Origin of the sequence: Herbaspirillum lusitanum P6-12 (assembly GCF_000256565.1) — a bacterium.
GTDB classification, from domain to species: Bacteria; Pseudomonadota; Gammaproteobacteria; order Burkholderiales; family Burkholderiaceae_D; genus Herbaspirillum; species Herbaspirillum lusitanum.
Map to the genome: position 1 here is coordinate 1 of NZ_AJHH01000337.1, position 290 is coordinate 290.

1 protein-coding gene is annotated in these 290 nt (G+C 57.2%); it reads right to left on the minus strand.

Annotation, left to right across the window (positions count from 1 at the left end; translation table 11 throughout):
* Positions 1-29: 29 nt before the first annotated feature.
* A partial coding sequence (locus HLUSI_RS28075) for an MliC family protein (RefSeq protein WP_016833999.1) occupies positions 30-290 on the minus strand: 261 nt, incomplete at its 5' end.

Here is a 290-nt window from a genome sequence, read left to right on the forward strand (position 1 = left end):
TTTTTTGCCGTTCAAAAAACAAAAAGATGTTATCGATTCTTGCAATCGTTCGCGAGTTGCTGACCGATCTTCGAATTCAGCAGCATCGACTTCGACGGGATCTGGATCCAGACCAGGCCGTCGCCCTTGTCTTCGAAACGCAGCGCGCCGGTGGAGGTCGATACCGGCGTCATCTTGTAGGTGCTGCCCTTCCACACCAGGCTCACGTTGCTGTTGCCGTCGAGCTTGACTTCGACCTTGTTGCCCATCTCGCAGGAGAAGCTGCCGGTCGCCAGGCGGCCGGCCCAGGG